The organism is Porifericola rhodea (assembly GCF_030506305.1).
GTDB lineage: Bacteria > Bacteroidota > Bacteroidia > Cytophagales > Cyclobacteriaceae > Catalinimonas > Catalinimonas rhodea.
In genome coordinates this window covers 83,320-109,387 of the sequence record NZ_CP119421.1, presented here as the reverse complement: position 1 = coordinate 109,387, position 26,068 = coordinate 83,320, and the positions used below count along the sequence as shown (strand labels likewise).

The 26,068-nt window shown below is 42.5% G+C and carries 25 protein-coding genes; 16 read left to right on the top strand and 9 right to left on the bottom strand.

The annotated features are described in order from the left end of the window. Positions 1 to 5: 5 nt before the first annotated feature. Entirely contained in the window at positions 6 to 1,040 is a 1,035-nt protein-coding gene (locus tag PZB74_RS00480; RefSeq protein ID WP_302239876.1) for an aspartyl protease family protein, read from the bottom strand. Positions 1,041 to 1,719: 679 nt separating this feature from the next. Between PZB74_RS00480 and PZB74_RS00475 the strand changes: the two genes are divergently transcribed. From PZB74_RS00475 to PZB74_RS00455, 5 genes are all read left to right on the top strand, one after another. After that, entirely contained in the window at positions 1,720 to 5,025 is a 3,306-nt protein-coding gene (locus tag PZB74_RS00475; protein WP_302239875.1) for a SusC/RagA family TonB-linked outer membrane protein, read from the top strand. Positions 5,026 to 5,036: 11 nt separating this feature from the next. Beyond that, positions 5,037 to 6,641: a SusD/RagB family nutrient-binding outer membrane lipoprotein gene (locus PZB74_RS00470; protein WP_302239873.1), complete on the top strand. Its 1,605-nt coding sequence runs from the start codon at positions 5,037 to 5,039 to the stop codon at positions 6,639 to 6,641. Positions 6,642 to 6,674: 33 nt separating this feature from the next. Beyond that, positions 6,675 to 7,601, top strand: coding sequence for a BT_2262 family domain-containing protein (locus tag PZB74_RS00465; protein ID WP_302239871.1), 927 nt, complete (start codon positions 6,675 to 6,677; stop codon positions 7,599 to 7,601). Between the two features lie 108 nt (positions 7,602 to 7,709). Further along, complete coding sequence (locus PZB74_RS00460) at positions 7,710 to 8,435, top strand: hypothetical protein (protein WP_302239869.1); 726 nt, start codon at positions 7,710 to 7,712, stop codon at positions 8,433 to 8,435. Positions 8,436 to 8,796: 361 nt separating this feature from the next. Next, on the top strand, positions 8,797 to 9,099 hold the full coding sequence (locus PZB74_RS00455; protein ID WP_302239867.1) for a helix-turn-helix domain-containing protein: 303 nt from the start codon (positions 8,797 to 8,799) through the stop codon (positions 9,097 to 9,099). Positions 9,100 to 9,111: 12 nt separating this feature from the next. On the opposite strand, the gene PZB74_RS00450 is transcribed toward PZB74_RS00455, so the two are convergent. After that, positions 9,112 to 9,978, bottom strand: coding sequence for a lysophospholipid acyltransferase family protein (locus PZB74_RS00450; protein WP_302239865.1), 867 nt, complete (start codon positions 9,976 to 9,978; stop codon positions 9,112 to 9,114). A 94-nt stretch (positions 9,979 to 10,072) separates the two neighbouring features. Here PZB74_RS00450 and PZB74_RS00445 point away from each other — a divergent pair, with 94 nt between their 5' ends. The 10 genes from PZB74_RS00445 (at position 10,073) to PZB74_RS00400 (ending at position 20,143) form a co-directional block, all read left to right on the top strand. Beyond that, positions 10,073 to 11,080 carry a CBS domain-containing protein gene (locus tag PZB74_RS00445; RefSeq protein WP_302239863.1) on the top strand — a complete coding sequence of 336 codons (1,008 nt, stop codon included), beginning with the start codon at positions 10,073 to 10,075 and terminating at the stop codon, positions 11,078 to 11,080. Beyond that, positions 11,077 to 12,078: a 3-deoxy-7-phosphoheptulonate synthase gene (aroF, locus tag PZB74_RS00440; RefSeq protein WP_302239862.1), complete on the top strand. Its 1,002-nt coding sequence runs from the start codon at positions 11,077 to 11,079 to the stop codon at positions 12,076 to 12,078. Before PZB74_RS00445 ends, aroF begins: the two co-directional genes overlap by 4 nt. Before the next feature lie 128 nt (positions 12,079 to 12,206). After that, positions 12,207 to 12,692, top strand: coding sequence for a KdsC family phosphatase (locus tag PZB74_RS00435; protein WP_302239860.1), 486 nt, complete (start codon positions 12,207 to 12,209; stop codon positions 12,690 to 12,692). A 132-nt stretch (positions 12,693 to 12,824) separates the two neighbouring features. Next, complete coding sequence (locus PZB74_RS00430; RefSeq protein WP_302239858.1) at positions 12,825 to 14,987, top strand: BatA domain-containing protein; 2,163 nt, start codon at positions 12,825 to 12,827, stop codon at positions 14,985 to 14,987. 150 nt (positions 14,988 to 15,137) lie between these two features. Beyond that, entirely contained in the window at positions 15,138 to 16,427 is a 1,290-nt protein-coding gene (locus PZB74_RS00425; RefSeq protein WP_302239856.1) for a dihydroorotase, read from the top strand. 6 nt (positions 16,428 to 16,433) lie between these two features. Beyond that, entirely contained in the window at positions 16,434 to 16,994 is a 561-nt protein-coding gene (locus PZB74_RS00420) for a DUF4199 domain-containing protein (protein ID WP_302239855.1), read from the top strand. Next, entirely contained in the window at positions 16,991 to 17,515 is a 525-nt protein-coding gene (locus PZB74_RS00415) for a DUF4199 domain-containing protein (protein ID WP_302239853.1), read from the top strand. Before PZB74_RS00420 ends, PZB74_RS00415 begins: the two co-directional genes overlap by 4 nt. Then, positions 17,515 to 18,504, top strand: coding sequence for a glycosyltransferase family 2 protein (locus tag PZB74_RS00410; protein WP_302239852.1), 990 nt, complete (start codon positions 17,515 to 17,517; stop codon positions 18,502 to 18,504). Before PZB74_RS00415 ends, PZB74_RS00410 begins: the two co-directional genes overlap by 1 nt. A gap of 1 nt (position 18,505) precedes the next feature. Next, on the top strand, positions 18,506 to 19,510 hold the full coding sequence (locus PZB74_RS00405) for a glycosyltransferase family 2 protein (RefSeq protein WP_302239850.1): 1,005 nt from the start codon (positions 18,506 to 18,508) through the stop codon (positions 19,508 to 19,510). 45 nt (positions 19,511 to 19,555) lie between these two features. Continuing rightward, positions 19,556 to 20,143, top strand: coding sequence for a DUF4142 domain-containing protein (locus PZB74_RS00400; RefSeq protein ID WP_302239849.1), 588 nt, complete (start codon positions 19,556 to 19,558; stop codon positions 20,141 to 20,143). Between the two features lie 63 nt (positions 20,144 to 20,206). Here PZB74_RS00400 and rfbC read toward each other — a convergent pair whose 3' ends face one another. The 5 genes from rfbC to PZB74_RS00375 form a co-directional block, all read right to left on the bottom strand. Next, complete coding sequence (rfbC, locus tag PZB74_RS00395) at positions 20,207 to 20,737, bottom strand: dTDP-4-dehydrorhamnose 3,5-epimerase (protein WP_302239848.1); 531 nt, start codon at positions 20,735 to 20,737, stop codon at positions 20,207 to 20,209. A gap of 10 nt (positions 20,738 to 20,747) precedes the next feature. Then, a complete protein-coding gene (locus PZB74_RS00390) occupies positions 20,748 to 21,752 on the bottom strand; it encodes an NAD-dependent epimerase/dehydratase family protein (protein WP_302239847.1) in 1,005 nt (334 codons plus the stop codon). A gap of 66 nt (positions 21,753 to 21,818) precedes the next feature. After that, the gene (locus PZB74_RS00385; RefSeq protein ID WP_302239845.1) at positions 21,819 to 22,757 is read right to left on the bottom strand and encodes an NAD-dependent epimerase/dehydratase family protein; all 939 of its coding nucleotides are present in this window, start codon (positions 22,755 to 22,757) and stop codon (positions 21,819 to 21,821) included. Between the two features lie 15 nt (positions 22,758 to 22,772). Next, a complete protein-coding gene (rfbF, locus tag PZB74_RS00380) occupies positions 22,773 to 23,546 on the bottom strand; it encodes a glucose-1-phosphate cytidylyltransferase (RefSeq protein WP_302239844.1) in 774 nt (257 codons plus the stop codon). 23 nt (positions 23,547 to 23,569) lie between these two features. Further along, positions 23,570 to 24,382 (bottom strand): class I SAM-dependent methyltransferase, encoded by an 813-nt coding sequence (locus PZB74_RS00375; protein ID WP_302239843.1) that lies wholly within the window; start codon positions 24,380 to 24,382, stop codon positions 23,570 to 23,572. A 136-nt stretch (positions 24,383 to 24,518) separates the two neighbouring features. Between PZB74_RS00375 and PZB74_RS00370 the strand changes: the two genes are divergently transcribed. Further along, positions 24,519 to 24,764, top strand: coding sequence for a heavy-metal-associated domain-containing protein (locus PZB74_RS00370; protein WP_302239841.1), 246 nt, complete (start codon positions 24,519 to 24,521; stop codon positions 24,762 to 24,764). Positions 24,765 to 24,820: 56 nt separating this feature from the next. On the opposite strand, the gene PZB74_RS00365 is transcribed toward PZB74_RS00370, so the two are convergent. Then, on the bottom strand, positions 24,821 to 25,582 hold the full coding sequence (locus PZB74_RS00365) for a GNAT family N-acetyltransferase (RefSeq protein ID WP_302239840.1): 762 nt from the start codon (positions 25,580 to 25,582) through the stop codon (positions 24,821 to 24,823). Between the two features lies 1 nt (position 25,583). Continuing rightward, positions 25,584 to 26,036 (bottom strand): DinB family protein, encoded by a 453-nt coding sequence (locus PZB74_RS00360; protein ID WP_302239838.1) that lies wholly within the window; start codon positions 26,034 to 26,036, stop codon positions 25,584 to 25,586. Positions 26,037 to 26,068: the final 32 nt, after the last annotated feature.

Here is a 26,068-nt window from a genome sequence, read left to right as displayed (position 1 = left end):
GTAGTTCACAACTCGTCAGCCAGTATGCTTAGCCCTTTAGAAAGCCCCTTATCAACCACCATCATAGGGCTTTCGCGGAGTGGTTTGCGTATTAATAACCTTCTTTGTGCGTAGTCTAGTACAATACAGTAGTCTTTGAGTAATGCATTGCCGATAATTCCATCCCTGTAAGAGGTGGTAGTCTCATCTGCTTTGTAAGCCTGGTAAGAGGGGAAGAATGTAGGAATTTCGGTTATCATTTGATTGCCAAAGCGTAAGCTTGGTACAGAGCTGACAGTACCCATAATTTTTCCGCTATAGCCATACCCAAGTGTTTCAAATTTAGGACCTAAGCTACTAAAAGAAGCCTGAGCATAAATGAGTAGCTTGTCATTAAAGCCGGTGTCTAGCATCAGTCTTAGTTTATGAATACCATCATCCCATTCTACCTCAGTCTCAAGTATGGGTCTGCTCATGACAATCTTTAGGGGGTAGGCATCATAGATTTTGTCATTGTCGTAGCTGTAATTGTCATAGAGGCGAAGTTTACGTGCCGGATAGTCTATCTCTACAGCAAAGCTGCGGAAAAGAGATGCACCCAGAACGCCATGAATAGTGACACCTTTCAGCTTTATGTGGCTCAGTACATTCTGTTGAAGTACCACTGCTCCTAATTGCGCGGCATAGGCGCCCGCTATTTGTAAACTCATCTGGTTGATTACTGTAGCTTTTACTGCCTTGCCTCTTCCGGCTCCCTGAAAGTTGATTTCGCGCCCCAAAGGTAAGTTGAGTCCTTTGATGTAGCGTCGGTGAAGAATTACTGGCGAAGCCGTTCCTGTATCCATCAGAAAGTTAAGTTCCCTTTGATCATTCACCTTTACAGTAACTACAATGAGGTTATCAATTAGCTGAAAAGGAATTTCCGTATAGCTCTTTCCTGATCGTATCTTAAATATTTTGGAGTGTAATTCCGGTGGGGATGCACTACTTAAGCTGACAATTGTGGTGCTTAGCCAAAGTAGAATCCAGCACTTCAGTGGGGTTAATATTGCTGTATTCATAACTACAGGGTTTTGATGAACAAATTACTGGAGTCATGGCTGCTAAGCTATCGCTACGAATTAGGGGAATTTGTCGGGAACGCTCTACCCTTGTAGGGGGGAGGTTTAACAACAAAATGGCTGCTGAAGGTAATTTTAGAAGGCTTTTGTCACCCTTAATGGGTTAGAAGAATGCAAAGTGCTCTACCCCAAAAGCCGTGAGTGGTCCTTTGTTCTGTATGGCAGATGCAAAACTAAGCTAAGCTTGTAAAATGCATAGCAAAATTAGACGAAAAGCATATAACCTTAATTGGGGGAGTAATAGAAGGAGAATCAGCTATAATTAGGCTCCGCTATGTCTCATATGCGCTCATAAAGTCAACATTCTTCATAAAAATTCAACTTCTCAGGTTTCACCCATCAGCCCAAAAATTACACCCAGAATATTATTGTAAAGTTATTGACAGTCAATGAGATAGGTGAGTAAAGTAGTTTTTTAACTTATAAAATATACTTCTCACACAGACGCCCAAAAAACCCTAAAAATGGGGTATGGGCAAGGCTATATTATTTCGTAAGATTTGTAAAATCTTGAAGTCCATTATTCAAAAATCCTGAATGTGCTATGTGGAGCCCAACCCCTCTTACTTCCTGAACTCATTATCCTCAATGGCTTTTTTCACCACAAACTCAATAGTATATGAATGTAAAATTCTACAAAATGATGATACCGCTGGTTTTGCTGGCCTGTTGTGCTTTGTCGCTACAGGCACAAACCTCTGTATCCGGTAAAGTGACTTCTGCCGAAGATGGTAACCCTCTGCCCGGAGTAAATATCATTGTAAAAGGCACCACCATAGGTACAGTCACTGACATTGATGGCAATTATCGCATTAGTGTGCCCGAAGGAGAAAATGTACTTGCTTTCTCATTTATAGGTTATATCTCTCAGGATGTAGAAGTTAATGGTAGAAGTACCGTAGATATTACTTTAAATTCTGATGCCAGGCAGCTTTCAGAAGTAGTAGTGACTGCTGTAAATATTGAGCGGGAGAAGCGCGCTTTGGGTTATGCAGTTTCCAATCTGGATGGAGAAAAGATAGCCCAAAAAGCTGAACCCGATCCAGTCAGAGCTTTGCAGGGCAAAGTGCCAGGTGTTAATATCATAGGAGCAGGGGGAGCAGTAGCAGCAGGTACCAACATTACCATTCGTGGTAACTCCTCGCTGCTCGGCAACAACCAACCTTTGTTTGTAGTAGATGGGGTACCCTTTGATAACTCTACCTTTCAGACAGGTAGCTTCGCCCAGGGAGGTACCACCTCTTCTAACCGCTCGTTTGATCTGGATCCCAACAATATAGAGTCTATGACCGTCCTCAAGGGAGCAGCAGCCTCTGCACTGTACGGCTCTCGTGCGGCCAATGGGGTAATCGTTATTACGACAAAAGCAGGACGCAAAGGTACACGCAAGGGCCTGGAGGTAGCTTACAGTGGCTCATATACGGTAGAGCAGGTATCTAACCTTCCTGACTATCAGTTTAGATATACCCAGGGTAATAATTTTAAGTATGTAGATACTAATTTCGGTACCTGGGGAGCCCCTTTTGATACTGACCATCCTGCCTGGCAAAACCCCTTGAATGCAGAGCTGATCCTCGGTTTTGACGATCAGGGAAGGCCGCTAGTCGCTCACCCTTACGACCGCTACCCAACGCGTTTTCCTGAGCTGGTAAATGCTACCATCCCTTTGCAGGCTTATAATACGCCAAAAGCCTTTTTTAGAGAGGGCTATGTGTTTGAAAATGCAGTTACGGTTTCTGCAGGTAATGAAAAAGCTAACTTTACCGCCGGAGCTTCACGCACAACCAACGAAGGTATAGTGCCCAATAATGAAGTGACACGTACCAGCGTAAATGTTGGTGGTAATGCCACATTGGAAAACGGTATTTTTATAAACGGTAGCATCAGCTATGTCAACACTGACCTAAGCTCGCCGCCCATTACAGGTCTGGGTACTGCCGGTACCAGCGTAACTGAGCGCTTGCTGTTTACTCCTCCCAACGTAAATGTGGCAGGTTTTCCTATAGAAGATGCGGAGGGCAATAGCGCTTTTTATCGTCCAGACAATGACAACCCTTACTGGCTGGCCAGGTATGCCCCCCATACTTCCCAGGTAGATCGATACTATGGAAAAATATCGGTAGGCTACGACCTGTTTGAGTGGCTTACAGTTCAGTACCAGGCTGGTTTTAATGCTTATACCGACAGGCGCCTCAATGTTATTCCTGCAGGTAGTGGCATCTGGCCCAGCGGCCTGATGACCTCAGACGATATTGCCCGTTCAGAAATTGATGGTAACCTGCTGCTGACTGTAAACAAAGACCTAAGCCCAGACATCGGGCTAAAAGTAATTGCCGGTCATAATGCCAACCAAAGAACTATTGAACGGCAGTCGTTTCAGGGTACGGGCATTATTGTGAGGGGTATTGATGATATGGACAACTTACAGACTGTGATCCCTAATGGAGGAGACTTTTCCAGGGTACGCTATCAGGCAGTTTTCGCTGATGTTGGCTTGTCATATAAAGATTATGCTTTTCTGAACCTTGTCGGCCGTAACGATTGGCACTCTGGTTTGCCTAAAGATGAGCGCAGCTTCTTTTATCCGGGCGTAAGCGGTTCCTTTGTACTAACCGACGCCCTGGGTATGGAGTCTAATATCCTCAACTTTGCCAAAGTGAGAGCTGGTATTGCCAATTCAGGTAACGACCTGAATGCGTATCTTACCCAAACGGTTTTCCTGACTAACTCAGGCCTGGGAAACAACATCGCGTCTTTTGATTTTCCGGTCAATAACAACAATGTGCAGGGGCTTAGCAATACTATAGGCAATGCAGATCTAAGGCCAGAGTTTACTACTGAGTTTGAAGTAGGTACTGAGCTCAGGTTGTTTAACGATAGAATTGGCATTGACTTCACCTATTACGATCGCTGGACCAAAGACCAGATAGTACCCATAGATGTGGCTCCCTCTAGCGGCTACTGGAATGCTATCGCCAACATTGGGCAGGTAAGCAATACGGGTATAGAACTGGGGCTTGATCTTACGCCTATTCGTACATCCAGTGGCATTGTCTGGAATATTTACTCTGCTTTCTCCAGAAACAGAAATACCGTAGATAAGATTGGCAATGGACTCACCGAAATTTTTGTGGGAGGCTATGGCAACTCCGTCCGTATAGTGCATCGTGAAGGCGAAGCCTACGGGCAGATACTGGGCTCAGTTGCCGCTCGCCATACTGACGGCCAACTGTTGGTAGACCCAAATACCGGAAAACTGATTGAAAAGTCAGAGTTTGAAATTATTGGTGACCCCAACCCGGATTTTACTCTGGGAGTAACCAATACGCTAAGCTGGAAAGGACTTTCGTTAGATGTGTTGATAGACTGGCGCAAAGGTGGAGATATGTATTCAGATACTTACTCACAGGTATTTGGCCGCGGCTTAACCACCGAAACAATTACCAATAACCCCAGAGGGAGAGAAGTTACACTCGTAATACCTGGTGTGTTAGGCAGCCCGAGTACACAGCAGGCCATCACCGACGAGAATGGGCAGGTTATCCCTAATGGCACTCAGCTTACAGTAAACGACTGGTTCTTCATCAATACTTTTGGAAGTGCAGGCCCCGATGAGTTTCTGGTGTTTGATGCTTCTACAATAAGGCTGCGGGAAGTAACTCTTTCTTATCAGCTTCCTGAAAGTTTGCTGGAGGTTACCCCCTTTGGTTCGGCAAGTATTGCGCTTACGGGACGTAATCTGTGGTACGAAGCTTACAACTTCCCCAATAGCCTCAACTTTGATCCTGAAACTAACTCCCTCGGTGCAGGAAATGTGCAAAACCTTGGCGCGGAGTCAGATGGCTCAGGTAATGCCCAGGGGATAGACTTTGGCGTGATCCCTACCACCCGACGTTTTGGTGTTAATCTTCGCTTAACTTTCTAATCCATAGCACCATGAAAACAACAAGAAAAATTATCATATATACACTGGCTACCTTAGTATTTACTGCCTGTGGAGAAGATTGGCTAAACATCAATGAAGACCCCAATAACCCACAGGAAGGTACGCTAAGCCTGATACTGCCCGGAGCCCAAACCTCTAAAGGCTTCCGTATGGGTAGAGATATCAACAAAAACACTATGGTATTTACCCGGCAGATGTACGACCTTTCCGAAAGTCAGTACACGCAGGACCCTACCACTTATTCTAATGATTATGATGCGCTCTTCGCTAATTCCCTGAAAGAAACACAGGAAATTATAGAGCAGGGAACAGAGTTGGAAGCCTGGAACTTCGTAGGTATTGCTAAAGTGATGAAGGCCCATACTTACCTGGTCATGGTAGACCTATGGGGAGATTTGCCATTTACAAACGCTCTCAATGGAGAAGAAACCCTGTCTCCTGAGTTTACAACTGCCGCCACCATTTACGACGAATTGCTGCTCTTACTGGATGAGGCGATTGCAGACATGGATAAAGAGTCTTCTCTTAATGTAGAAGGAGACCTGATATATGCCGGAGATCTGGACAAATGGAAAACGACTGCCAATACCCTGAAGCTACGTATATTTCTCAACCTTCGTCTGGTAGATGCCAGCCGGGCCAGTTCGGGTATAAATGCACTCATAGCGGCTAACCAGCTCATCAATGACAATAGTGATGACTATGAATTTACTTTCGGTAGCACTCTAACTCCTAATAACCGCCACCCCCTTTACCAGATAGAATATGTAGATGGTGATAAAGATTACTACATGAGCAATTACTTTATGTATAATCTGATCAAAAAAGAGGACCCCCGCCTGCCGTTCTATATTTACCGCCAGGGTACAGATGATGAGCTGGATTTTGAGACCACGCCCTGTAGCAGCCGTACCGACTGCGTGTATGGTCTTTTGAGTACTACCGACCTAGGGGAGGCGGGTGAAGGCTACATAGGCAGAGATCATGGCGACCCTTCGGGGCTACCCGGTGATGATGAGCTAAGGGCCACTTTCGGTGTATACCCAGTAGGTGGTGAGTATGATAATAACACACGTTCTGGCGCTGGCCAGGGCGATGGAGGGCAGGGCGCAGGAGTATTGCCCTACCTAACTAATGCCATGCGGGCTTTTATGCTGGCAGAAGCCAAGCTTATGTTAACAGGGGTTAGCGAGGGGGCATCGGTAGAAGAATATCTGGAAGAAGGGATAAGAGCATCTATGGATAAAGTAGAAAGGCTGGGACTGGCCTTAGATGAAGATGCGGAAGCGATGGATGATGAAGCGGTAGATGCCTATGTAGCTGACCGCCTTCAGGAATATGCAGATGCCTCTTCAGATGATCTTAAGCTCAATGTGATCATTAAAGAGAAGTACTACGCACAGTTTGGCAATGGTATGGAAGTTTTTACGGATTTGAGAAGAACCGGCTATCCGGCAGATTTACCTGCAAGCTTAGCCCCTGCGGCACCCTTTCCGTTGCGTCTACCTTACTCTATCACGGAGCTGAACACCAATGCCAATGCGCCCTCTCCACCACCGGCACTGGATTCACCCATATTCTGGGATGTCAACTAAAGGGCCATACTCTTTCACTTAAAACGAATGATCATGAAATATAAAGTTTTTTTGCTCTGTATAGGGCTACTAATTGCGCTAAATGCCTGTGAGGAAGAGCGCTGGGGCAATATTCCTAATCTGAATGACCATATAGGAGCCATCACTCTTATTGATGTTAACGAAGACAAATCATTCTATAATGCTCTGAACGACCTTAGCGGGCAGGAGGTAGAATTTGAAATCAATGTAGATGGCTTTGACGTAACTGAAGTTAGCTCGGTAGATATACTGCTTACATTTACGGAAAAAGATGCTACAACCGATGCGGAAGGTAATCCGGCTGATCTTAGCTATGATCCTGTGGAACTAAAAGAAGTAAGTACTTTTCCTTCTATGGTAACTGTAAGCGTAGAAGAAGTAATTAGCGCAATACAGAGTTTTAAGCCTGACTTTACCAAAGACAGCCTGGAAGTAGGGGATAATTTTAACCTCACTTTCCCTATTAATACCGCAGATGGCAGAAGGTTAACTACAGCACTGAACTCTGATCTCTGTCAGGAGCCAGTGCAGCCATCTTTTGGAGGATGTAACGTAGCCTGGAGTATTTCCTGTCCGTCAGATATTCCGGAAGGGACTTATGTAGCAGTTACTGACGGGCAATCTACTGACCCCTGCTGCGCCGCTGCTCTGGAAGACTACACTTATGAAGTAAGCCTGACCGAAGTTGCTCCGGGGCAATACTCATTAAGCGATATTTATAATGGAGTCTATCTGGAATGGTACGATGTATACGGTATCAGTAGTGAGGAAGAGCGTAGCCTCACTGATGTATGCAATACGATTACTGCCAGCTTCTCCGATCCTTTTGGAGGGGCGGTGTCAATTAGCGGTACCTATGATCCTGCTACTGGAATTATACAACTGGAAAGTAGTAATTCCTTTGGCGATATCTGGACGAGTACGCTAACACCTCAGTAGAGGCAAGGTACACTTTAGAGGTTGGTTTGTAAGTATGAGAATTACCAGGTAAAGTATTTACTAAAGTAAAGCCACAACTTATAAGGCAGCCTCTTTACTTTCTTTCATATGAAGTGTTATTTATTTTTGCTGGTGCTGCTATGGCTTCCATTGCTACTGTATGCCCAAAATGCTCCCGGCATTGAATCTGGTTTGTTCAGGCTGGAAAATGGTACTTTTAATAGTACTCAGCTGATGATCGGGAGAAAAATGCCCCCGCCCGAGGTAAAGGGCAATTATTATCTTTATTCAACTTGGCAAAACGGACAGTTTACTCTGAAAGATGGGCGTAGTTCCGAGATTTACCCTTTGCGCTACGATCTGGAGAATGCCCTGCTGGAAATTCAATGGCAACCAACTCAGGTAAAAGTGGCTGGTGAAAATGTACTTAAATCCTTCATCTGGAATAACGAAAAGCTAGGCCAAACCCAGACTTTTATACTGGCGAATACATTTACGCTGAATGGCACACCTCTGGCAGCGTATGTAGAATTGTTGCATGCTGCGGCAGATAGCCTACTGCTTAAAACGGAAGCCTACATCAAAAAGCCAGATTATGTAGTAGGTCTGGATATGGGAAGAAGAGGTGCGGAGATAAAAAAGCGTGAACGGTATTTTCTGTGTAGCCAGTCTAAACTATATGAAATTAAAAAGAGGAAAGACCTGCTTTCTCTGGTAGAAATTCAGTTCCGTAAAGCTCTAAACAAATATATGAAATCAGAAAGGCTTAGGCCTGACAGTAGAGAAGAGCTGCTCAAAATCTGGCAATACTACTTAAAGCTGAATAAAAGCTAAGTTTTCTGACTTCATGGTTCGTGTGCGTAGCCTTTCAGTGTACAGCAAGTGTTTGTTTTGGTGCGGAAGCTCTGGTAGTAAAATATTCTGATAGAACTACAGTATTAGCAGAAGCTGATTTTGTAACTTTTTCTGATTATTTAAACCTAAGAGTCCAAAGGTATGGTCAAATGGTCAGGTTAAAACGAATGAAGTATTGCAAAATCGTTAGAGAATCACCCATATTATTAGCATTTCGGGCAAAATTTACCACAAAGTAGGGGATAGTACTTTGGCTAAGGAATGGCAATATTTGTATAGCAACTTAACCTGTTAAGTCGCTTTTTTTTGAACTTTCTTCAAAACCCAAACACTACCACCAATGATCAGAATCAAGTTTAATGAGGAGGAAACGGAAGCGCTAAGGTTTGAGCGCTACCATAATGCGAGTGCTCGCGTGCAGCAGAAAATGGAAGCTTTGTATCTAAAAAGCAAAGGACTGCCCCACAGTGAAATTTGCCGGATTTGTGAAATTTCCAAAACTACGCTGATAACCTATCTAAGAGAATACCAAAAAGGAGGAATAGAAATGCTGAAATCTGAAACCAAGTACAAAGGCCGCCTCAAAGAGGTTAAGCCTACTCGTATGGGTTATAAGCATATCTCAGAAGAAGTTTTTGCTTAGTTTTATTTGTGGCTATTCTACTGAGGCAGGCATTTCTGATGTCTGCCTTTTGTATTTCCAGCGGTTATGCGACCATAGCCATTCGGCAGGGCGCTCCTGAATAGCCTCTTCTATCAGCCTGGCAAACTGTTTTGTGATGTAGTTAGGCTCTTTGTTAAATGGAGGTTTATCAATCACATGAAAGTGGATGCTATAATACCCCCTCCGCTCTCGCTTCATATCTACAATAAAAGCTGGTCTTTTAAGCTTGTGGGCGATCCTTTCCGGACCTTCATAAAAGCCGGTTTCCTGGTTCAGAAAAGTCGTATAATACTGATACTGGCTTTTTTGTGCCCGCTGGTCAGCTACCATTGCCGTAATACTTACTTTCTTTTGCAGCATCATACTACGAAAAGAGGTGCGCTTTTCTATAGGAGTTGCCCCAAACCGGCCTCTTATTTTCTGCATCACACCATCAAAAAAGTTGTTTTTGAGCTGCATGTATACTGCATCTATATGAAAAGGTAGTTGTGAACTGCATGATACCAGCATCCATTCCCAGTTACCCTGATGGGACGAAAGGCCAATAACAGACTGTCCCTGATCATAAAAAGTAGTGATGACTTCAGGGTTTATCAGCTTTACCCTTTGGTTGAGCTCCGCTTCAGAAATAGTAAGTGTTTTTATGCTTTCTACTATTACATCTCCCAAGTGACGGTAAAATCGGTTTTTAATATATATAAGCTCTTTCTCGCTTTTTTCAGGAAAGGAATTGCGAAGGTTTTTCATAATTACTCTCTTGCGATATGCTGTTACAAAGCGCAACAGAAAATACAGAAAATCCGAAAACAAATAGAGTACGGATAAGGGAAGACGTGATATAAGCTTAATAACGATCATAAAAAGCGGTCAAAATTATAGGTAATAAGCGGAAAATGCTGAACTTTACGCCACAAATTTATTACTGAAAGAGAACAAGAAAGAGGATAAACCATTGAAAATTTCTGCTTCATTATACTCGAACAAAGCAAAGTCTCTGGAACAATTAGTAAAAGAGCTGGATGCTCTGAATATAGATTCCTTCCATATTGACTGTAATGACAATCCTGCTGTATTTGATGATATCGCTCAGATTCGTAAAATTAGCAATACTCCAATTGATCTGCATATTATTTCTTCTGAACCGGAAAAATATCTGGATCAGATAGTACAGCATGACATAGAGTACGTGCAATTTCAGTATGAGGATATGGAAGGCCGTAATTTTACTTTGCCGAACAATGGTACACAGTATGGCCTGGCAGTAGTCTCGGATACTCCATTAGAGGTGTTTGAGCAGTTTCAGGATCAGTATTCTTTTATACTGCTAATGACAACTACCCCCGGGCAAAGTGGAGGGGTTTTTCGTAAAGATAACTTTAACCGTATTCGCAGGTTTACAAAGATGTTTCCTGCTAAGAAAATTCACGTAGATGGAGGTGTAAACGATGAGGTGTCTTTTATTCTGCGCAGTATGGGGGTAGACTCAGCGGTATCAGGTTCTTTTCTAGTGAACCATACCTCTATGGGAGCTGCCCTGATGGGATTGAAGTTGCAGGAAGTAAACTCACACTATCAGGTAAAAGATATAGTGATAGATAAGGCAGACCTGCCGGTACTCAATATGGATCATTGCTCTTTTAAAGAAGTACTGCAAGCCATAGAAAAATACGATCTGGGCTTTGCCCTTTTTACAGACCAGAACCAACAGCTTAAAGGGTTGGCCAGTAATGCAGACGTAAGGCGTGGACTGCTAAGAAATATTGAAGATCTAAACCAGACCCGGGTAGCTGATGTAGTGAACACCACTCCTGTAAAAATTCAGGAAGAGGCTACGATTACCGATCTGCTGGCATTAGTCACCAGTAAATCATTTCCAATTTTGTTTTTACCGGTAGTAAACGCTAACAATGAGCTTACCGGTGCTGTAACGTTTAACAACTTAATCAGAGGAGAAGTATGATCATTCATCTGAAAAAAAGTATAGAAGAGATACAGGCTGTAAAACTGGCTGAACAAACCAAAGCAGCTTATTTTAAAAATAATGAACAGTATGTACTGATCACCAGCTCTGGCGATAAAGAGCTGCCAGAGGCTTTGGCTTCTGCTGCAGATGAGTATTTTGTTATGGATAGCGATATTCAGCTGGCCAGCAAAAAATATAGAAAAGATGTTCGTGAAATACAGGTGGGCAAGAATGTACAGCTGGGTGGCAATCACAACAACACCCTGCTAATTACCGGGCCCTGCTCTATAGAGTCTAAAGAGCAGATTACCCAAAGTGCTAACCTGCTAAAAGAACTAAATATTACTACTCTGCGTGCGGGTTGTTTTAAGCCACGTACATCACCGTACTCTTTTCAGGGTTTGGGTATGGAAGGCTTAAGAATGCTTGCGGAAGTACGCGAAGAGTATGGCCTTAATATTATTACCGAAGTTAGAGATGCTACCCACGTAGACGCTGTAATTGAGTACGCTGATATTGTGCAGGTAGGTTCCAAGGCTATGTACGACCAGGGAATTTTAAGAAGATGTGGTAAAGCCAATAAGCCAGTATTATTAAAAAGGCATTTTGGAGCCACATTACAGGAGTTTGTGCAGGCAGCCGAATTTATCCTGTCAGGAGGCAATGAGCAGGTTATGCTCTGCGAAAGAGGTATACGTACCTTTGAAACCAAGACTCGCTTTTCTCTGGACTTATGTGGTGTGTCTTACCTTAAAGAGCACACCAACCTGCCGGTAGTTCTTGACCCCAGTCATGCGATGGGTATAGCTTACGGTATTCCTGACCTTACGCGCGCCAGCGTAGCTATGGGAGTAGATGGTTTGCTGATAGAAACCCATCCTACACCTAAGCAGGCTAAGTCTGATGCCGCACAGCAGTTAAACCACGATGAGTTCCGTACAATGTATCGTAGCCTGGAACCTATCGCAGCTGCTATTGGCAGAAAAATCGTATAAGCACCTATAGAAGATTAGCTTTTGTGCTCATTTTGAGTAACTTATAAATTTTGTTGCGAGCATTTTTTTTGGTGCAAAAGCTAATATCTTTTTTATCCTATTTTACTACCTAAGCAACCCCATATTAAATGAGCCTGGATCTGAGCCATATCAAGCTTATCGTATTAGACATAGATGGAACCCTTACCGATGGTGGTGTATACATTACCGAAAATGGAGATGAATTTAAAAAATACAATACCAAAGACGGTATGGCTATCAAGCGCCTTTTGAAGAAGGGTATGAATATAGCTTTTTTAAGTGCCAGCAGTAGTTTGCGTACCGTTACCAAGCGTGCAGAAATGTTGGGGGTAAAATATTGCTATGTAGGTAATGACCCCAAAACCCAAGTGCTTAACACCTGGATAAAAGAGTTGGGTATCACCCCTGAGCAGGTGCTATTTATGGGCGATGACATTAACGATCTGGAAATTATGCGTAAGGTAGGTATGTCTGCCTGTCCGGCGGATGCAGTGCCTCATATCAGAGAAGAGGCTAAAATTGTGTTGTCACGTAAAGGAGGAGACGCCTGCTTCCGCGAATTGGCCGATCTTTATTTTCCACTGTTGGATTAGCATTTTTTTGTATCTTATCAACTGATATTAATTTTTTCAGTTGTATACAATAAGCTGAAGTTTTCACGCTTTTTTAGAGTAGACCGTCTCTCTTAAGCCCGGAGGCGAAGCTTAATCGCTAATTTATCGCTAATGAGTTTTGTATATCCGCAGTTTTTATGGGGGCTCCTGGCATTGAGCATTCCCATTATTATACATTTATTTAATTTTAGAAGAACCAAGAAAGTATACTTTAGTAATAACCTTTTTCTTAAAAATGTAAAGGAAGCTACTACCTCTAAACTTAAGGTTAAACACTTATTAATTTTACTGGCTCGCCTGCTTTTTATCACTTTTCTGGTCATTACTTTTGCTCAGCCCTTTCTTCCTGGTAAGGAAAGCGCCGACGATGGAAATAACGCGGAAAAGCTGGTGTATATCTATCTGGACAACTCTCTAAGCATGTCGTCGGAGCTCAGCTCTAACATCAGGGGTATTGATCAGGGAGTAAATTATATAGAAGAAATCCTGGCCTTATACCCTCGTAATACACAATATAAATTTCTAACGAATGAGTTTGCCAACTTCTCACGCGTGCCTAAAAGTAGCGATGAGCTAAGTGAACTGATAGCGGAGGTGGAACTGAGCGGCGTAGTACGTACGGCAGAAGAGGTAGAAAGCAAAATACGAAGCGATATTGATGATGCTGCTTTTGGTAGTGCTGGCAACAGACGTGCAGATATCTATGTGATCTCCGATTTTCAACGTTCTACTTTTGGTAGTCCGGAAGTGTTTACCGAAGATAGCCTAAACAACATCAAACTGGTGCCAATTAGCAGTAGCTTTGAACAGAACGTATATGTTGATTCTATCTACCTGGCTAACCCCTTTGTACTGGCAGATGAGGCCAATGAACTGGCGGCAGTACTAAAAAATGATGGGAGCGAAGATATCAGTGATCAAATTGTACGCCTGCTAATTAACGAGGAGCAAGTAGCCAGTGCTAGCCTCAATATACCTGCTCATACCAGCGGTATGGTAGAGTTTACCCTAAACTTTCCTCTGGCACGCAACAACCGCTGTCAGCTTGTATTTGAAGATTATCCGGTCACTTTTGACAATGAGTTTTTCTTTACGTTAAACCTCGGCGATAAAATTTCTGTGCTGGAGATTAAGTCTGAGCAGCTTGGTCGTCAGGATAGCACTGCGGTGGCGAAGGTATATGCCAACCGTAACATTTTTGATCTGCAATCTTATAGTGTAAGTAACCTGGATTACAGCCTCATAGAAAGCTCCGATCTGGTGATACTCAATGAAATTGGTAGTTCCGGAGGGCAGTCGGGCACTGCCGTTACGCCTTACCTGCGGGAGTATTTGGCTAATGGTGGACATATCCTGTTTATTCCTCCGGCGAGTGCGGACCTCTCCCTTCTGGCGGAAGTGACAGGCAATTCAGGTATCAGTGCTGAACGTATAGACCTACCTGACTCAATACAAGCCGATCGTCAGGCTCTGGCCAATCTGGATATGGCAAACCCTTTCTTTGAGGGTATGTTTGAAGGAGAAACAGAAAATTTTGTAATGCCGCCAGCCGAGAAAATTATGGAGCATAATCTGCAAGGCGAGCCACTGCTAAGATATCGAACAGGTGAGCCTTACCTACTGATGCTAAGCAGCCGTTACATTATGTCCGAAAATGCTTCTTCTGAGCAGCTTGCTTTCTTCGCCAGCCCCCTTCGTGATGCGTTCACTGGTATTCATAGACACGCGATCTTTGTTCCGGTAATGTATCGCCTGGCTTCGCGTAGTAAATCTATGAATAACCAGCTCTACTATTATGTGGATAATCCGGTGATAGCACTGGAAACTGCCAGTTTTAATGATACACTCTCTGAGAGTAATACCGAAGATAGCCGGTATCTGTACAAGCTTGGCAGGGGAGAGGAAGAGGTGATACCCAGTCAACGAATGCTAAGTGGCAGATTATTGATGGAAGTGCCTCAGGGGGTAATCAAGGCGGGCTTTTATGATCTGGTAAGGGCAGAAGAGACAAGTAGCGCCAGTAGCTCAAATCCTTTGCTCAATCTCTCATTTAATATTGATAAAAGTGAATCCTTAATTGAGCAGTATCAGCTTAGCGAACTGGAGCAGCTGGCAGAAAACGCGGCTAATGTCAATATTTATGAAGCAGAAGATGTAGAAGCTTTTGCGGGGATGATTCGCAGCGAGCAGACCAATATTGCATTATGGAAGTACGCACTGCTGCTTTCCCTTTTGTTTCTGCTGATAGAGATATTGCTGATCAGATTCTTATGAGTCTGATGGTAAATTTGTACGTAAAAAAAGGACTGTTAATATAAAAAGCATTAGTCTGTACAGCTCACTAACAGTTCTGCTTGTACTGCAATCAGATTATCCGTAAAATTGCCCCAATTCTGGCAATCATAAAGCACTGATCTATTTATCATGAAAGTACTGCTTCGCTCTGCAAGACTTATCCATAAATCATCTTCATTTCATAAAAAAGAGATTGACCTCCTCATTGAGGATGGCAAAATAAGTAAAATCTCTGCTGCCAATAGCCTGTCGGCAGATGGCGCCAGGCTAATAGATGCTCAGGGAAAACTGCTCTCTCTGGGCTGGTTTGATATGCAGGCGCACTTTAGCGATCCCGGTGAAGAGCATAAAGAAGATTTGAATACCGGTGCAGAAGCGGCTATTGCCGGAGGCTTTACAGAGGTAGCGCTGCTGCCTAATACCTCCCCCGTAGTACAATCTAAAAGCGATATACGTTATTTAAGCGAAGCAATGGACAAGCCAATCAGGCTGCACCCCATAGCTGCGGTAACGCGCGATGCCAAAGGAGAGGAGCTTACTGAAATGATAGATCTCTACCATGCAGGTGCAGTTGCTTTTTCTGATGGCCTTCATGCCTTATGGCATACACAGGTGATGCTGAAAGCCCTTCAGTATATGCAGAAAATGGATAGCCTGCTTATCAATCGCCCCGAAGACCAGCACCTTACCCAGTATGGAGATATGCATGAAGGCATACAAAGTACGATGCTGGGCATGAAAGGTATTCCCGTACTCTCTGAAAGCCTCTCTATTGAGCGCGACCTGCATTTGCTGGAGTATGTGTCTGAGCTATCAGTGGGTGCTCCTCCACGACTTCACTTCAGCAATATTTCATCTAAAGCAGGTATAGAAATGATTAAAGCAGCCAAGCAAAAAGGACTCTCAGTAAGCTGCGATGTAGCTGCCCACCAGTTAATCTTTACTGATGAAGACCTTGCTGATTTTGATACAAACCTAAGAGTAAACCCACCTTTACGTACCGAAGAAGATCGTCTGGCACTTATCAGTGGTGTATTGGATGGTACAGTGGATGCTATTGTCTCTTCTCACCAACCGCAGGATGAGGAAAATAAGAAATGTGAATTTAACCTGGCTGCCTTTGGAATGACTGGCCTGCAAACCGTATTGCCTATTGTTGCCAGTGTATTTAGCGAAGATGAATTGTACGACTATGTGCTGGAGAAGCTGACAGTAAGCCCTCGTATACTGCTCGGCCTGGAAGCCCATCTTGAAGAAGGTGCAAATGCCAACCTCTGCCTTTTTGATTTGGACAGCCTCTGGACACTAGATAGCCAAAGCAATCGCTCAAAATCAAAAAACTCTCCATTTTGGCAAAAGGAACTAAAAGCTAAGGTTTGGGGTACATTTTATCACAAACGCTTTAGAACTGATCTTTAGTAAAGCATGGCCGATCAACAAAACCTGTTTAAAAACCCTTACGTGCTGGTACCTTTCAAATATGGAGTAGTAGGTGGAGGACTATCTGTACTCCTGTTTTTTGTGTTACACTGGTTTGGTAAGAACCCTCTCATCAGTGGTAACCTATTCAGCTTTTTCTTTGTGCCAATATTTGTTTTCTTTAGTATCAAAGAGTTTAAAAAATACTATAACGATGGTTTGCTCCACTTCTGGCAAGGAATGAGTATTGGCTTCTTCACTTATATAATTTTGGCAATAGTCTCTGCTTCATTTATATGGCTGTATCTGGAAGTAGCCAACCCAGAAATGCTGGTAGATTATGTTACCAACAGGACAGAGCTTATAGAAAGCTCTAAAGATAATCTGGTAGATCAGCTCGGCGAGGCTACCTATGAGCAGTCATTATTGGATGTGAAGGCTGCCACCTCTTTTGATCTGGCACTGGATGACTTTATCCGTAAAATTCTAGTCGGTTTCTTTATTACTACCATTATAGCGGTGATCTTAAGACAACAACCCACCTCACTTAAATCAAACAAACTATGAACCACGACCTTAAATATGGTTTGATACTGGGAATAATCAGTATTGTAATATCTGCCTCAATCATTATTATTGACTATAGCCTGCTTGCAAGCGCCTGGTGGGTAGGTTTTATCAATTTTGGTATTACCATCGCTATACTCATCTACGCTGGCTACCAGCTACGTGCAGAAATGGGAGGTACACTTACTTTTAAAGAAGGATTTATGTCTACCTGGCTTATCATCGTTATAGCCGGAGCTATCGCTACGCTGTATAGTATTTTACAATATCATGTGCTTACTCCTGAGCTGCCCGCGCAGATTCAGGAAGCAATTATTAACCAGTCTGCATCTATGATGGAGCGCTTTGGTGCAGATGACCAGACCATAGACGAGATGGTGGCTGAACTGGAATCTGACAACTCATTTAGCGTAAACAATTTACTGCTCAGTTTCTTTTATACCAGTATTTTAGGAGGAGCTGTTTTAGCCCTGATCATCGCGCTTATTGTAAAAAAGAAAGAGACAGCAGACTTTAGATAATGGAATTAGAAGTGAAGAAAGACATATCGGTCGTCATTCCTCTCCTTAACGAAGAGGAGTCTCTTCCTGAATTATGTGCATGGATAGAAAGGGTGATGCATGAGCACAAATTTAAGTACGAGATATTACTGATTGACGATGGAAGTCGCGATCGTTCGTGGGAGGTAATTAGTGAGATAGCCAAAAACAACCCCAATATTGAGGGAATCCGCTTTAACAGGAATTATGGTAAGTCTGCTGCCCTGCATACCGGCTTTGAGCATGTACAGGGAGATGTAGTTATTACCATGGATGCCGACTTACAGGATAGTCCCGACGAAATTCCTGAACTTTATCGTATGATTAAAGAAGAAGGGTACGATCTGGTATCTGGCTGGAAAAAGAAACGCCATGACCCTATCAGTAAAACTATTCCTTCTTTATTCTTCAACTTTGTTACCCGTAAAATTTCAGGTATCAACCTTCACGATTTTAATTGTGGCCTTAAATCCTACCACAAGGATGTAGTAAAAAGTATTGAACTATATGGAGAGATGCACCGCTACATCCCTATGATTACCAAACGGCATGGTTTTGATCGCATAGGAGAGAAGGTGGTGGAGCACCGCGCTCGTAAGTATGGTAGCTCAAAATTTGGGCTGGAGCGCTTCATTTATGGTTTTCTGGATCTGCTGTCTATCACTTTTGTATCTAAATTTAAAAAGAGACCCATGCACTTTTTTGGTACTATGGGTACATTAAGCTTTTTCTTTGGAATTATAGTTACAATCGGGCTTATTATAGACAAGCTGTACAAACTACACTTTAAACTGCCAGTGAGAGAAGTAACAGAGCAGCCACTTTTCTTTCTGGCGCTTGTAGCCGTTATCGTGGGTGTACAGCTATTTATGGCCGGTTTTGTTGCCGAAATGCTTACCATGAACTCCCAGAAAAAAAATGACTACATCATCTCTGAGAAAATAAGTTATCCCCGAAAAAAAGTATTCTAGTATGTTTTTCTCACTCATTATTCCTGTATACAATCGCCCGGAAGATATACAGGAGGTGCTGGAAGGATTGTGCGAGCAGACTTATACTCACTTTGAAGTACTGGTAGTAGAGAGTGGATCGGAAATTAAGTCTGACAAAGTAGTGGAGACATATAAAGACCGACTGGATATTCACTACCACCTCAAGGGTAATGATGGACAGGGCTACTCCCGAAATTATGGACTAGCCCGGGCAAAAGGAGATTACCTGATCATTCTTGATTCTGACATTATCATTCCTACACACTATATGCAAAGTGTGCACGACTATCTGCGTAAAGATTTTCTGGATGCGTACGGTGGGCCAGACAAGGCGCATACATCATTTACCTCTAAGCAAAAGGCCGCGGATTTTGCTCTTACCTCTTACCTGACTACCGGGGGCACACGTGGACGTAAGAAAGCCGCTGGCACCTATTACCCCAGAAGCTTTAATATGGGCATGTCGCGAGAGGTCTATGAAAAAACCAAAGGTTATACACTGCCCAATTGCGGGGAAGATATAGAGCTAAGCATTCGTATACAGAAATGGGGCTTTAAAACAGGGCTTATTCCTGATGCTTATGTCTATCATAAACGAAAGCCTACCCTTAGAGGCTTTCTCAAGCAAATGGAGTGGTTTGGCAAATCTCGTATCAACTTATACAGAATTTACCCCGAAAGCCTGAAGCTCATGCACCTGCTCCCCTTAGGCTTTTACTTTTATCTTTTAGCTATGCTTGTACTCTCACTAATTTCTCCAGCACTTAGCGGTTTAATGTTGGCAGCATTGCTATTATATTTTGTTGCGGTATTCGCAGAAGCTTTTTTTCGTTACGGCTCTCTTAAGGTAGGCTTTTATAGCATTTTTACCTCAGCAAGTGTATTTCTGGGGTATGGCTATGGACTAATCAAATATTTCTTTTTACAGAAAGAAGCCTACACTAACAAACCTGATTTAAGCAGCTTGCCGAAAGGAAACATTTGAGTCTAAGTGCTGTTTAGCATTTAGACAATAAAAATTTTTTTAACTATGAAAAAGACAATATTTGTTTATATTTTCAACTACATTTTAGTAATTTTCCTCATAAGCGCCTGTGATACTAATAAGAATGGTGCTACGAGTGAAAATACTGCTTCTACAGAATCTGATACTATACTTGTAGAGCAGGGAGAGGAAGAGACTGAAGATGCTGATGCGGTTGATTTGGTACTGCTAACTTTTATGAATAACAGACTGCAATACCATATGAGCGAAATAGCGGCGGAGAAGGCTAGTAGCACTTCGGTAAAAGAACTGGCAGAGGCAATAATGAAGGCAACTGAAGAGGTTAGGGTAGACATTGAGCAGTTAGCACAAACTACCAATACTGATTTGCCTGAGGCTATAGGCGCAGACCAGAGAATGATACTGGATAGTATTCAGAACCTTTCTCAGTCTGAGTTTGATAAGGCCTACCTAGCAGGGGTAGTAGCTGAGCTTGAAGAAAATACAGATAGGCTAAACAGGATGTTGGAAAAGGACGACAACCCTATTACTGCTGGTTTAGCTGCTGAAATAAAAGAAACTCAGGATGAGCATCAGGAAAAAGCTGAAGCTCTACTGGAAGAATTAAGTTAATTTTGGTTTTACTCTTTTTGTGGTTTAAAGCCGGCCTTCAGGTGAAGGCTGGCTTTTTCTATTTTATGGCTGAAAGTCTGGGTGATTCTGATCCTTGTCTGATACTATGGGGTATTCAGTAGGCCAGTCAATCTTAAAGTGTGGATCATTCCAACGTATACCCTTTTCTTTGCCTGGTGCGTAAAAGTTAGATACCAGGTAATACACCTCCGAATGTTCTTCTAAGGTGATAAAAGAGTGGGCAAAATGCTCTGGTACATATAAGGCTCTGTGATTCGTCTCGGACAGCTCTACAGCAATATGCTGGCAGTATGTGGGAGAGTCTTTGCGAAGATCAATGATGACATCCAGTATCTTCCCTTTGATACAGCGAACAGTTTTGGCTTCCTCAGCGCCTTCCACCTGATAGTGGAAGCCTCTCAGTGTATATTTTTTCTCTGATCGGGATAAATTAGCCTGAGCTACTGTAGGGTTAAGGCCATGCTCTTTGTATTCTTCGGCACAAAATGCTCTGGAAAAAAAGCCGCGCTCATCTTCAATTTTTTTCAAATCTATAATAAAAGCGCCTGCTAGTTTGGTCTCAGTAAAAATCATGATGTCTGCTTTATGAAGATTGAATTAGGTTCAAGCGTTTTGCCAAAGTTCTCAGTCTCACAAACTGGTCTCCATCAAAATCATCTGCTGAGAATTTATGTTCCAAAAGTTTATCGTATAGTTCCTGCATTCCTTTTTTAAGGTCATACTCCAGCTTAAAATCGGGTAGTAGAGAGTAAAGCAAGTCAAAATTTACCTTATAGTTACGAGGGTCTTCTCCAACTTCGCCGGTATACACAATTTCTGCTTCGGGCAATAGCTTTTGTACCTGGTCCGCTACATCTCTTACCTGGTAGTTTTCGCTATTTGCTCCGATGTTAATAATCTTGTTATGCATTTTGTCTTGTGGGGCTTCTGCCAGCGCCACAAAAGCATGCGCAATGTCTTTGCAATGTATCAGTGGCCTCCAGGGAGAACCATCACTTTTGATAGCGATATTTCCTTTTGATACTGCACATGCCAGAAGATTGTTGACAACCAAATCTATGCGTAGCATAGGAGAGTAGCCGTAGGCTGTAGCATTACGCAAAAAGACAGGAGAGAAGTGTTCATCAGCCAAAGCTCCAATTCTCTTTTCAGACTCAATTTTTGAGGTAGCATAAGCAGTAAGTGGATTAACCGGATCGTTCTCATCCATATCCAGTTTAGCCCCTTTACCATAAATAGAGCAGCTGCTGGCAAAAAGAAAGCGACTTACGCCCGCTTTTTTCGCAAGCTCGGCCAGTCTTACACTACCTTCCAGGTTAATCTGATAAGTAAGCTCCTCATTAATATCCCCCATAGGGTCGTTTGAGAGGGCTGCCAGATGCATCACAGCATCATGCCCCTTCAGGTCTTCTTCACTTATTTCCCTGACATCTTTGATAAGCTCATGATCTGGTTTTTTGTAATCCTCCCAGGCACAACCCTCATAGAGATTGATATCGCAGCCACTGACTTCGTAGCCTTTTGCTTTGAGCAGGCCTATCAGGTGGGCGCCTATGTAACCATTATGTCCGGTAACAAATATTTTCATGGGTAATTTGTTGTTGATTGTAAGTTGATGGTTTGAGCGATTTTTATACAATAAGCTCTAGGATACCTATTTTTGCTCAAGCATTTTAAAAATATTTTTGGCTTCTTCTTTAAAGCGAACTTCCACTTCATACTCGTAGCAGCTTTGGAGTTTTTCTGCACTTACCTTAAGATCGTCGGGGTAGACAGTAGTATCTGCCTCATTGGTTTGTATAGGCAATAGCTCTCCGTACATCTCCTGATAGGCTTCCTGTACATACTGAGCGATATCCAGCATGGTGTAAGTCTGCTCTCCAGCGATATTGAATGTATTGTGGGGGGCAGGCCTTTTTAGGGCTTCATCTACAATCTGGCATACATTGCCCATCCATATAAAATCGCGAGTAGCTTTACCATTAGATTTGAGCACAATCTTTTTATCTTCTGCTGCCATACGCGATAAATCATTCAATATTAGGTACCACTTAGACGATTCATGATCTTTAGGACAGCCGTAGCTATTTGTAAGCCTGAAAGTAGTGTAAGGAATGTGATGCGTACTATGAAACTGCTTAAGGTAGTACTCAGCAAACAGGTGAGTAGTGCCGTAATCGTTTTTGGGTACAGTAGCAGTTTCTTCAGTAATTAACCCACTACGTTGCCCATACACCTGGAAGGTGGAGAAATACACAAAGTTATCCAGCTGCTTGTCTTTGAAGTAGTCCAAAAGATTACGGGTACCCAATGCATTCACCATTAGCGCATCTTTGGCAAAATTATCTTTAAAAAAGTCGTTTATACTAGCTGTATGAATGACATAATCAAAATGATAGGGACTAAGCTGCTGCTGACATGAGTCCGCATCGGAGATGTCGCAGGCTATAAATGTAAAGTTTAGCTCTTTGAGTATAGGGCGTTTACGGCTGGCGAGCACGTGCACATTCATATCCGTATTTCTACAAAAATAGTCTGTCAACCAGCTTCCGAGGTTGCCAAGTCCTCCGGTGATCAATAGGTTTTTACTCATATTAAAAAGTTTCTTTTACCAGATTTTCCAACGAGGATTTTCCTCTTCCCACATACTTTCCAGCGTTCGTTTATCGCGCAAGGTATCCATACATTGCCAGAATCCCTTGTGTTTGTAGGCTACCAGTTGTCTGTCACGTACCAACATGTTCAAGGGTTCTCTCTCAAACATAATTTCATCTCCCTTTATATAATCCAGCACTTTGGGTTGGCATACAAAAAAGCCACCGTTGATCCAGCCACCTTCGCCTTCCGGCTTTTCTTCAAAACTGCTTACAGCCATATCGTCTCCAATTTTCATGGCACCAAATCTACCTTCCGGTTGCACGGCTGTCATGGTAATGAGCTTATCATGATTTTTATGAAAATCTACCAGCGCGCCAATATCTACATTGCTTACACCATCACCATAGGTAAACATAAAAGGCTCGTCGTTGAGATAGGGGAGAGCGCGCTTTAGTCGCCCTCCAGTCATGGTATTGAGGCCAGTATTGACTAGTGTTACTTTCCATGGCTCCTCATTATTGCTGCTGTGGGTTTCAATTTTATTATTAGCAATGTCTATCGTAACATCGTTCTGGTGAAGAAAGTAGTTGGCGAAGTATTCTTTAATAACATAGCCCTTATAGCCCAGCAAAATTACGAAGTCATTAAAACCATAGCTGGAGTATATTTTCATGATATGCCATAAGATGGGGCGTCCACCAATCTCCACCATAGGTTTGGGGATTAGGTGGGTTTCTTCGCTAAGTCTGGTGCCAAATCCTCCGGCAAGTATAAGTACTTTCATAGATTTCTCAGGTTTTCGTCTTGTTATAATGTTTCGGCAGCCTGCTCTTTGTTGCCGTCAAATTGTTTGGCGGTAGTTTTTTGGCAGAAATAAATGATTTCACTATCCATAAGTGCATACCATTTTACTTTTTCTGGAGGTAGCTGCTTCACATAATCGTCTTCGGTTACCGTAAATCCGGCTTTTCGCAGTCGGTCGCCATAGTCCTGACCATACATACGCACATGGTCTCGCTGGCCAAATGCTTTCTCACGCTCCACAGGGTCAGTAATGCTTGGATCTTCTTTGGTATGGGCGAAATTATACACAGGAGATTGTATGATAGCCCAGCCTCCGGGCTTTAGCACCCTGTAGAGTTCCTGCATACATTGTATGTCGTTTTCTACGTGCTCCATCACATGATTACAGAAAACAACATCAAACGAATTATCAGCAAAAGGTACATTATGTAGATCCATTTTAACTTTAGCCCAGGGAGATTCCAGGTCAGCCGTAGTATAGTCCAGGTTGGGCATCTCTTCAAAACGATGTATAAAACAAATTTCCGGAGCTACATGTAAGACTTTGTGCTGTGCGGTAAAAAAATCTGTTTTATTTTTTAAATACAGCCACATCAGGCGATGTCTTTCCAGGGTTAAAGAGCTGGGGCATAGGGCGTTGGAGCGGGTTTCTATCCTCCCATAAGGCAAAAACTTGCTGTACTTTTTACCATCTACAGGGCACTGAACGTTGTTTCCCCGATAAAAAAACGCTATAATGTTTAAAAGTTGCTGCCCAAAGAGCTGTAAATACTTGCGAGGTACATATCTAATGGCCCAACGGATCATTTTTTTCATAGCACAAATATAAGCCTGTTTACCTACTAATGAAGGGCTAAGAATGATTTGTAAGGATAAGTTTTAACTAAGGAACTATTATTGTTCAGATTCTATTCTCTATACTTGTAATTCTTTATATAGAAAGAATATGCTTATGAAAACCTATAAGTTTAAGACAAACATCAATTGTGGCGGTTGTGTAGAAACTGTTGCTTCGTATCTAGACAATTCTCAGGACATTTTACAGTGGGAGGTGGATACACAACACGAAGACAAGGTGCTAAGTGTGATGGGTAAGGAATCACTAGAACCCAAAGATGTCGTAGACATTATTAATCTGGCAGGTTTCTCTGCCAAACCTTTGAAAAAAGGAATTTTAACCAAGCTTTTCGGAAGCTGATTGATAAGCAACTGAACATTAAGTACAAAGGACAGTCATATGGCTGTCCTTTTTTGTTATTGATATATCTCTGGTTTGCTTTTAAATAGGTCTTTATCTTTCTCCTCCTCGTCGCTTTTACAAAGCGTTTTTAGTAAGCTAATATCACTGTTCCACTTGCTACCATCAAAGAACTCGGCACCTTTGTGGTCTCTTACTTTGTAGAGAGAGCGCTCTTTATAGCAGGTTCCTATATATACATGGGCAAGTTCCTGTTCATGCGCCCAGTCAATGACTTTCCACATCATCCATTTACCTAAAGAGTGTGAGCGCATGTATTCAGTATCATAAAAAGAGAACCAATAATGCAGCATATCACCCTCCATCACTACGAAAACATAACCAAATTCCTGATCTTCGTTGTAAAACTTAAAGATATGGGTAAGCATTTCTCTATCCAGCACATATTGTAAACGTGCTGCCTCCATAGAGCCACCAGAGAAACGCTCTTCGGCATAGCTGGAGCAAAATTCTCTAAAAGATTCGTTATTCAGGTTAAAATCCTCTTTTTTATAAACCTCCATTTGTATAGCCAAAGGCTCTATTTTACGATCAACTCTACGGTTTTCGGAGCTGCTTTTGAAATTTTGTAAGTTTATGCGTAGGCTCCGGGCCATATAAAAAGTGTCGTCAGCAAGAGAGGTGTTACCTGTATAAGGGAGAAAGCCCTGATCGTAAATTTGAGGCAGCTCTTCCTGAGCTTCTTTTACACAATAGGCAGCATATGAAAAAGTATAGGAGGAGTAGTCCGTTTTGTATTCGGATAAAAATGTTCTCATGTTATAATGTGTCTCTTTTATAGTAAATATAATCAGATACAGGAGCTGTAAAGCCTTTTTCCCGAATAATAGAGGCTATTTGCCCTCTATGATAGCTGGAGTGATTAACTACATGCAAGAGAATATCCTGTATGCTGTTTTTAAAAGATGCTCCCTTTGTATTATTGTAGGAGATAATTCTGCTCAAATCGGGTTCTTCGTTTAGTAACTGAATACTGTCTGTAAAATTTTGCTTATTTAATTGCGTAAAACTATTGGCAATATGGATATCCCACACCCCAAAAGTGGCACTCACATCGCGTACCCTTGAAAGCCAGATATGATGGGCGTTAAGGATGTGGCTAAAAAGCTTAATGCCTCTTTCGTCAGCAAACCCATCTACCTGAAAGCTGCGAATAAATTGTAAGTTAGCCTGCTGGTTGTATTCCAAAAAATCTTTGATGAAAGCACTCATAGCATTCAAAATTTGTCAAACAAAGATAATAG

Coding starts and splice junctions, on each gene's coding strand:
- PZB74_RS00480 (WP_302239876.1), bottom strand. CDS start 1,040: ATGAATACAGCAATATTAACCCCACTGAAGTGCTGGATTCTACTTTGG.
- PZB74_RS00475 (WP_302239875.1), top strand. CDS start 1,720: ATGAATGTAAAATTCTACAAAATGATGATACCGCTGGTTTTGCTGGCC.
- PZB74_RS00470 (WP_302239873.1), top strand. CDS start 5,037: ATGAAAACAACAAGAAAAATTATCATATATACACTGGCTACCTTAGTA.
- PZB74_RS00465 (WP_302239871.1), top strand. CDS start 6,675: ATGAAATATAAAGTTTTTTTGCTCTGTATAGGGCTACTAATTGCGCTA.
- PZB74_RS00460 (WP_302239869.1), top strand. CDS start 7,710: ATGAAGTGTTATTTATTTTTGCTGGTGCTGCTATGGCTTCCATTGCTA.
- PZB74_RS00455 (WP_302239867.1), top strand. CDS start 8,797: ATGATCAGAATCAAGTTTAATGAGGAGGAAACGGAAGCGCTAAGGTTT.
- PZB74_RS00450 (WP_302239865.1), bottom strand. CDS start 9,978: ATGATCGTTATTAAGCTTATATCACGTCTTCCCTTATCCGTACTCTAT.
- aroF (WP_302239862.1), top strand. CDS start 11,077: ATGATCATTCATCTGAAAAAAAGTATAGAAGAGATACAGGCTGTAAAA.
- PZB74_RS00435 (WP_302239860.1), top strand. CDS start 12,207: ATGAGCCTGGATCTGAGCCATATCAAGCTTATCGTATTAGACATAGAT.
- PZB74_RS00430 (WP_302239858.1), top strand. CDS start 12,825: ATGAGTTTTGTATATCCGCAGTTTTTATGGGGGCTCCTGGCATTGAGC.
- PZB74_RS00425 (WP_302239856.1), top strand. CDS start 15,138: ATGAAAGTACTGCTTCGCTCTGCAAGACTTATCCATAAATCATCTTCA.
- PZB74_RS00420 (WP_302239855.1), top strand. CDS start 16,434: ATGGCCGATCAACAAAACCTGTTTAAAAACCCTTACGTGCTGGTACCT.
- PZB74_RS00415 (WP_302239853.1), top strand. CDS start 16,991: ATGAACCACGACCTTAAATATGGTTTGATACTGGGAATAATCAGTATT.
- PZB74_RS00410 (WP_302239852.1), top strand. CDS start 17,515: ATGGAATTAGAAGTGAAGAAAGACATATCGGTCGTCATTCCTCTCCTT.
- PZB74_RS00405 (WP_302239850.1), top strand. CDS start 18,506: ATGTTTTTCTCACTCATTATTCCTGTATACAATCGCCCGGAAGATATA.
- PZB74_RS00400 (WP_302239849.1), top strand. CDS start 19,556: ATGAAAAAGACAATATTTGTTTATATTTTCAACTACATTTTAGTAATT.
- rfbC (WP_302239848.1), bottom strand. CDS start 20,737: ATGATTTTTACTGAGACCAAACTAGCAGGCGCTTTTATTATAGATTTG.
- PZB74_RS00390 (WP_302239847.1), bottom strand. CDS start 21,752: ATGAAAATATTTGTTACCGGACATAATGGTTACATAGGCGCCCACCTG.
- PZB74_RS00385 (WP_302239845.1), bottom strand. CDS start 22,757: ATGAGTAAAAACCTATTGATCACCGGAGGACTTGGCAACCTCGGAAGC.
- rfbF (WP_302239844.1), bottom strand. CDS start 23,546: ATGAAAGTACTTATACTTGCCGGAGGATTTGGCACCAGACTTAGCGAA.
- PZB74_RS00375 (WP_302239843.1), bottom strand. CDS start 24,382: ATGAAAAAAATGATCCGTTGGGCCATTAGATATGTACCTCGCAAGTAT.
- PZB74_RS00370 (WP_302239841.1), top strand. CDS start 24,519: ATGAAAACCTATAAGTTTAAGACAAACATCAATTGTGGCGGTTGTGTA.
- PZB74_RS00365 (WP_302239840.1), bottom strand. CDS start 25,582: ATGAGAACATTTTTATCCGAATACAAAACGGACTACTCCTCCTATACT.
- PZB74_RS00360 (WP_302239838.1), bottom strand. CDS start 26,036: ATGAGTGCTTTCATCAAAGATTTTTTGGAATACAACCAGCAGGCTAAC.